This is a genomic window from Aquiflexum sp. (assembly GCF_041749095.1).
Classification (GTDB): Bacteria; Bacteroidota; Bacteroidia; order Cytophagales; family Cyclobacteriaceae; genus Aquiflexum.
In genome coordinates, this window is record NZ_JBGTCA010000027.1 from 22,314 (window position 1) to 28,577 (window position 6,264).

The 6,264-nt window shown below is 38.1% G+C and carries 10 protein-coding genes; 4 read left to right on the forward strand and 6 right to left on the reverse strand.

All coding sequences use genetic code 11. The features are described from left to right. Positions 1–204 precede the first annotated feature (204 nt). A complete protein-coding gene (meaB, locus tag ACEW8O_RS01940) occupies positions 205–1,203 on the reverse strand; it encodes a methylmalonyl Co-A mutase-associated GTPase MeaB (RefSeq protein ID WP_373492938.1) in 999 nt (332 codons plus the stop codon). A gap of 51 nt (positions 1,204–1,254) precedes the next feature. Beyond that, on the reverse strand, positions 1,255–1,659 hold the full coding sequence (locus tag ACEW8O_RS01945) for a hypothetical protein (protein ID WP_373492939.1): 405 nt from the start codon (positions 1,657–1,659) through the stop codon (positions 1,255–1,257). 52 nt (positions 1,660–1,711) lie between these two features. Here ACEW8O_RS01945 and ACEW8O_RS01950 point away from each other — a divergent pair, with 52 nt between their 5' ends. Genes ACEW8O_RS01950 through ACEW8O_RS01960 form a run of 3 tightly spaced genes read left to right on the forward strand, consistent with a single transcriptional unit; the run spans position 1,712 to position 3,367 of the window. Beyond that, positions 1,712–2,257 (forward strand): CopD family protein, encoded by a 546-nt coding sequence (locus ACEW8O_RS01950; RefSeq protein WP_373492940.1) that lies wholly within the window; start codon positions 1,712–1,714, stop codon positions 2,255–2,257. Between the two features lies 1 nt (position 2,258). Continuing rightward, the gene (locus ACEW8O_RS01955) at positions 2,259–2,918 is read left to right on the forward strand and encodes an SCO family protein (RefSeq protein ID WP_373492941.1); all 660 of its coding nucleotides are present in this window, start codon (positions 2,259–2,261) and stop codon (positions 2,916–2,918) included. A gap of 5 nt (positions 2,919–2,923) precedes the next feature. Next, positions 2,924–3,367, forward strand: a complete 444-nt coding sequence (locus tag ACEW8O_RS01960) for a cytochrome c (protein ID WP_373492942.1) — start codon at positions 2,924–2,926, stop codon at positions 3,365–3,367. Here the strand turns inward: ACEW8O_RS01960 and ACEW8O_RS01965 are convergent, their stop codons facing one another. Then, a complete protein-coding gene (locus tag ACEW8O_RS01965) occupies positions 3,368–3,796 on the reverse strand; it encodes a hypothetical protein (RefSeq protein WP_373492943.1) in 429 nt (142 codons plus the stop codon). A 48-nt stretch (positions 3,797–3,844) separates the two neighbouring features. Then, positions 3,845–4,252 (reverse strand): MerC domain-containing protein, encoded by a 408-nt coding sequence (locus ACEW8O_RS01970; RefSeq protein WP_373492944.1) that lies wholly within the window; start codon positions 4,250–4,252, stop codon positions 3,845–3,847. A 55-nt stretch (positions 4,253–4,307) separates the two neighbouring features. Between ACEW8O_RS01970 and ACEW8O_RS01975 the strand changes: the two genes are divergently transcribed. Next, positions 4,308–5,129 (forward strand): aminotransferase class IV, encoded by an 822-nt coding sequence (locus tag ACEW8O_RS01975; RefSeq protein WP_373492945.1) that lies wholly within the window; start codon positions 4,308–4,310, stop codon positions 5,127–5,129. 11 nt (positions 5,130–5,140) lie between these two features. On the opposite strand, the gene ACEW8O_RS01980 is transcribed toward ACEW8O_RS01975, so the two are convergent. Beyond that, on the reverse strand, positions 5,141–5,581 hold the full coding sequence (locus ACEW8O_RS01980; RefSeq protein WP_373492946.1) for a hypothetical protein: 441 nt from the start codon (positions 5,579–5,581) through the stop codon (positions 5,141–5,143). A 51-nt stretch (positions 5,582–5,632) separates the two neighbouring features. Beyond that, positions 5,633–6,264: ABC transporter permease (locus ACEW8O_RS01985; protein ID WP_373492947.1), on the reverse strand; the 632-nt coding region annotated here is incomplete at its 5' end.

A 6,264-nucleotide genomic window follows, 5' to 3' on the forward strand; every position in this document is an offset into this window, starting at 1 on the left:
CATTTACTAAGGACAGTAAACTGATATTAAAATTAGCTACTGGCATCATTGCGGATAATCACATAGGAAATTTTATTTGAACCACAAAAGAAACAAAAGGGAACAAAAGACTATATCACCAAAGCTGATATCAGTAACTTTTGTATTCTTTTGTCACTTTTGTGGTTCCATTTTTTTTGTTAAAACAATAAAGCCAGAAGAAAATCATATAAACTTATCTCCATAAAACTGGACAAGAGACCTGGCAATTGCTATAGGTGATGTGGTTCCTGCTTTTATTTCAGGGACATATTCAGCTATTTTTCTTTTGATTTCAGGGTTGTTGTAAAAACCTGTCTTCAGTAAATAAACGATATGGTCATGGAGCCAATTTTCATTTTGGTCAGACCTGTTTTTGGCAAAAAAACCATTTACCGTCATTTTCTCCTTATAATCTTGTATCATCTCCCAAACTTCATCCAAGCCAGTAAGCTCAGTAGAAGAACATACCTCCACTTTTGGATACCATCCATTTTCTCTAGTGGGAAAAAGATGGAATGCATTGGCATATTCCCTCTTAGCCCTTTTTGCAGACTCCATGTTATCCCCATCTGCTTTGTTGATTACCATGGCATCACACATTTCAATAATCCCCTTCTTGATGCCCTGTAACTCATCTCCCGCACCTGAAAGCATGAGTAAAAGAAAAAAATCTACCATCCCTTTTACAGCAATTTCAGATTGTCCCACGCCAACCGTTTCGATCAGGATGACATCAAACCCTGACGCTTCACAGAGTAACATTGCTTCCCGGGTCCGGGCACTTACCCCTCCGAGCGTTCCGCCTGCTGGACTTGGCCTGATATAGGCACGCTTATCTGAGGCAAGTCCTTCCATTCTGGTTTTATCACCCAGGATACTGCCATGGGATTTTTGGCTACTTGGATCGATTGCCAATACAGCCACCTTATGTCCCTTATCCAAAAGTTTTTTACCGAAACTTTCGATAAATGTGCTTTTCCCTACTCCTGGAACTCCGGTAATTCCCACCCTTATTGACCTTCCTGAATGGGGCAGAATTTTTTCCATTACCTTTTCAGCAAGACTCTGATCTTCCTCCAAAGTACTTTCAACCAAAGTGATGGCACGGCTGAGAACCACCCTATCGCCTGATAGAATCCCTTTAACATAAGTCTCTTCCGATAGTCGGGTATTTGTTTTCAAGGAATATATTTTAATAGGTCAAAATGAAATTGTATTTCAAAGTTAAAGAAATTATCGAAAGGGATATTTTTTGAAACGTGTCTCCCCCATGGCTGTTTTTTCATAAATGGCCACACAATTTTCTTGAAAATTACTGTCGAAGTAAGGCTCTGAAAATCTTACTACATCAGGTGTAGTCTCCTTGTCCACAAAGTAAAACACCTTCGTATTACCATACTTGGTATGGGGCATAAAGTCCCCATATTTTCTCATTTCTTCCCAAAGGGTATCCGCAGTATAAACCGCATAAAGCCTAATCACCGGACCTGTGTTGTTCTCATTTCTATATTTGGCCATTTCGACAAACTCCCCTTTCAGGTCTGCTACCCCTGACTGGGAGAGGGTCTCAGATATGATCCAAAAAATGATCAGGGAGATCACAATGACTATTGCATAAACAAGATACTTAGAGGACATTTTATTAAGATGGTTTAGAATTAATGCCTTAATTTAGGAGAAAAATTCCAAGATGGCTTTCGAATATTTAAAAGCACTTCATATCATTTTTGTGGTGACCTGGTTTGCAGGTTTGTTTTACATTGTCAGGCTCTTTATTTATCAGACTGAGGCCCTCGAAAAATCAGAAGAAAAAAAAAGAATTTTGCTGCCTCAGTTCAACCTCATGGCCAAAAGGCTTTGGTTGGGAATAACCTGGCCATCCGCAATTCTCACATTGATTTTTGGATTTTGGGTGTTGTATTACAGGTGGGGTTATATGCAAATGGGGTTTATGCATGCCAAATTGGGTTTTGTATTCCTATTGTATGTGTATCACTTTATCTGTCATAGACAATATACACAATTGCAAAAAGGAATTGCCAAATGGAGTTCAAATCAATTGAGGATTTGGAACGAAGCCGCTACAGTTTTGTTATTTGCTATAGTATTCCTTATTGTTCTCAAAAGTCTTGTCGATACCCTTTGGGGTATTGTGGGCCTTTTGACTCTAATTGCCCTTTTGATGTTGGGCATTCAGTTATACAAAAAATCGAGAGAGAAATCCAAGAAAGATTAAAATGAAAAAATCATCCACAATAATACTGTTAACATTTATTACTATTCTGGGGTTTGAGTCCTGTACTTCAAAAGTATCAGATTCTGCAGACAAAAAAACTTTGCCGATTTTAGGCAACTGGCATATCAATGAATTTGAAATGGAAGGCCAAACTATTAAGGACACGGTATTCCATGAAATCGGTGACTTTAGTTTCATCAATCAGGAAAACAAGGAAATCAGTAAGCAAACCGTCAGCGGCAAAGTATATGTGGCAGATTTTTTCTTCACTACTTGCCCTACCATCTGCCCTATCATGAAAACCCAAATGCTTCGGGTTTATGAAAAATTCAAAGATGAACCAGATTTTCTGATTTTAAGTCATACCCTTGATCCTGTACATGATACAGCCGAACTATTAAAAGATTACGCTTCCAAAATCGGTGTTGAAGATGACCAAACCTGGCATTTTTTGACAGGAGATCAGGAGAAAATCTTTGAAATCGGACAAACAAAATATCTTACTACGGCCATGGAAGATAAAAGTGAACCGGGTGGACTGCTTCATTCAGGCGCATTTGTATTGGTAGATCAAAATGGGCACATCAGGGGAGTATACGATGGAACAAAAGAAGATCAGGTCAACAGACTAATGAAGGACATACCGAAATTATTGGAATAAAAAATATGCGGATCAGCAAGATTGGCCAGGTTTTATTGTTACTTATTTTTATATCTTCCTGTCAGGGAAATTCATCAAATAAAGAAAAAACGATTTCCAGTATCAAAGACACGAAAGTATTGCAGTATGCCATTGAAGGTAAAATCCTTTACGAAAATTACTGTGCAAATTGCCATCAAAAAGATGGGGCTGGATTGGGAAAATTGATCCCACCGCTTTTTGAATCTGATTATATGCTGGAGGACATTGGGAGAACTGCAAGGATTATTAAATATGGACAGAATGGGGAAATCGTGGTAAATGGGCAGATTTATAACCAAGCCATGCCGGCAAATACCAAACTTACCAATCTGGAAATTGCGCAGATTATGACCTATTTATACAATATCTGGGGGAGCAATCATGGGGTGATTGATGCCAATATGGTCGGAGGATATCTCCAAAAATGATTATTCTACCTTAAGCGCTTCATTGGCGGATTCAATGGCTTGTTTGATATCCACATTTACCTTTTCCACTTTCAATTTTTGTTCCAAAAGGTAATTCCTGATTTCATCAGATGACATTCCCTCGAAATCTGAATTGAACTGCCTCATCCATACAAACATCCCTTCAAAAGCACTGTCCAATTCTCCCGCCAAAAACTCAAGTTTTTGAATCTGATCATGATCGGGGGAATCCTCTTGGGAAAGTGAGGCGGATATTTCAAGGATTTTTGTTTTAAGTGATTTGAGATTCCCCATCAATGGCATGACTTCATCGTGGATTTTAATCACTTCTTTTTTCAATTCATCATTGGGATTTTTTTTATCCGAATTACATCCCAACATCTGTAAAGACAAGCAAACGAAGGCTATTAAGCCAAAAGACTTATACATGATTTTGGTTTTTTCTCAAAGAAAAAACCATTTGACTAAAAAAAGAAATTATTCATCAACTATTTTACAATTTTTGTGATATTTCCAATTAATAATATGAATAATTACTAATGCCAGAGAGGCGGTTATGGAAAGTACTATCATTAAGGAGTTTAAATCATGAAGAAGTATCGCAATCGAAAAAATTGATACTGCTATCCAAAGTGCTATTTTAATACGCATGGAATGTGTATTTTTAGCGGCATGGTAAACAGCCCAAATAGCGAGAATGACAAAGAAATAGTCCATCCAATGCCAATGTTCATGGCCATGATCATGATCTTCCGTAAATTTAAATATATAACCGAAAGATATCATCACCGGGAAGGCCAGACAATGAACCATACACAGTACCGAAGCAGATATACCCAACATATCTGCGGATTGGGCGGAAAGTCTTCTAATTATTTGCAACATAATTGCAAATATAGATTAAATTTTGAATATTCACATTACACAAATATATAATTACATGAAACCATATTGTTTTGCCAATAACCAAATAAACTCTTCTGAAAAAGCAGTAATACATCCAATGGATATAAGTTTGATCCGCGGTTATGGAATCTTTGATTTTTTTAGAACATCGAATTATACCCCTCTGTTTTTGATTGATTACCTGGACAGATTTATCAGATCTGCGGAAAAAACCCGACTCTTATTGAAACCATCCAAAGATGAATTGGCATCGATCATATTCGAATTGATCCAAAAAAATGATCTGGAAAGCGGGGGAATCCGGATGCTTCTTACAGGCGGTGTTTCAGAGAATCATTTTTCGCCCGTTGAGGGTTCATTATTCATTTTTTGTGAAGACTTGGATTTCCCACCAAAAGAAAAATATATCAATGGAGTGAAGCTTTTATCAGCAGAACATGTGAGGGCGATTGCGGATGTAAAAACAACAAATTATGCTTATCCCGTATGGCACAGTGGTGATTGGAAAAGTCAAGGTGCAGAGGATGTAATTTACCACCACAAAGGATTGGTCTCGGAAAGCTCCCGTTCCAATATATTTATGATCAAAGATGGAGAAATTGCCACACCGGATTCACATATCCTGCATGGCATCACCCGGAAAAGGGTATTGGAAATCAGTGGCAAGGTTAATATCAGACCAATAAAATTTGAGGAAATTCTCGCTGCAGATGAACTCTTTATGACCAGTACTACCAAAAAAATCCTTCCCATCACACAAATTGATAACAATAAAATTGGTGATGGAAAACCCGGCAATGAAACCAAGCTCCTCATGGAAAAATTTAAGGGGATGGAATCAAAAAGCTCCGCATAACGGAGCTTTTTTTAATTTGTCAATAATTGGGCGTCTTTTAAAATATACATCAGTTTTTCGGGATCATTATCATTGAGTGTTAAGGTACCTTTAACCTTTACTCTTTTGGAGGTATATTTTATGGGATTTTTCATCATGACCTCCATGACAGTTTCCGGGCCACCCGATCCACAGAAAAAGCATTCGGCCAAAGGTAGTGATGAAAGTATAATATGTTCAGGCTTGAACATTCCTTCAAAGGGGATGATGTATCCATCGGCCTCTACCACTTTACCTTCCAGTTTTTTGATCTTATCACTGAATACAGGGATATATAATTCCCCGAATTCATCCTGACCGATTTTGTAAGTGACATCGGACAAATCCCTCCAAACACTGGGTGAAGTCTGTGCATATCCGACAGAAATTATTATCAGGAATAATAATGTGAAAATAGTGTTCTTCAAAATCATTTGTATCATCTATTAATTGTAAACTCTTCGTCAAACAAAGAGCAGATAAATTTAAGCTTTGGTAAGCTGTTTGGCAATATCAGTTTGATAAGCGTTCCATGCAGGTATAAGAGAGGCCAATATACCTACTACCACTGCATATATCAAGATCCAAAGTTCCTCAACGAGAAATACCATGGCAGTCAATCCGCTAATCGCTCCCTGTTCATTCTGCATAACGAGAACAGCCAGAAAAAGGTGCCCAATTAAAATCCCTACCACAGCGCCTATAAATGTCAATATTACTCCCTCCAATACTATATGCAAAAACAATTGACCATTGGAGGCTCCCAATGTCCTCATCACGGCCAAATCATATTTTCTTTCTTTGAGCGAATTGAATAAGGCGATGAAGATTCCCAAGCCTGCAATAATGATGATGACTACAGCCAATCCTTGAATCAGCTTGACACCAACACCCAACAGTTCAAATAGTCTGGAAATTTCGAAGGAAGGAGATGCTGCCTGAAGTGCGCTTTTACTGTTGACAAATCTAGGCAATTGAACTGCAGCAATGGGGTTTCTATATTGGATAAGCAATGAAGTAACTTCCCTATCTTCGTCCGTTTCCGGAAATCCGGTCTTTGCGACAGGTGCTTCAAATTTCTCATGGTCATGGCCTTCATCGTGTGTGTACCATACCG

What these genes read in the sequence shown, in the direction of transcription:
- ACEW8O_RS01960 (WP_373492942.1), top strand. Translation starts at nt 2,924, where the DNA reads ATGCGGATCAGCAAGATTGGCCAGGTTTTATTGTTACTTATTTTTATA.
- ACEW8O_RS01950 (WP_373492940.1), top strand. Translation starts at nt 1,712, where the DNA reads ATGGCTTTCGAATATTTAAAAGCACTTCATATCATTTTTGTGGTGACC.
- ACEW8O_RS01965 (WP_373492943.1), bottom strand. Translation starts at nt 3,796, where the DNA reads ATGTATAAGTCTTTTGGCTTAATAGCCTTCGTTTGCTTGTCTTTACAG.
- ACEW8O_RS01970 (WP_373492944.1), bottom strand. Translation starts at nt 4,252, where the DNA reads ATGTTGCAAATAATTAGAAGACTTTCCGCCCAATCCGCAGATATGTTG.
- ACEW8O_RS01975 (WP_373492945.1), top strand. Translation starts at nt 4,308, where the DNA reads ATGAAACCATATTGTTTTGCCAATAACCAAATAAACTCTTCTGAAAAA.
- ACEW8O_RS01980 (WP_373492946.1), bottom strand. Translation starts at nt 5,581, where the DNA reads ATGATTTTGAAGAACACTATTTTCACATTATTATTCCTGATAATAATT.
- ACEW8O_RS01945 (WP_373492939.1), bottom strand. Translation starts at nt 1,659, where the DNA reads ATGTCCTCTAAGTATCTTGTTTATGCAATAGTCATTGTGATCTCCCTG.
- ACEW8O_RS01955 (WP_373492941.1), top strand. Translation starts at nt 2,259, where the DNA reads ATGAAAAAATCATCCACAATAATACTGTTAACATTTATTACTATTCTG.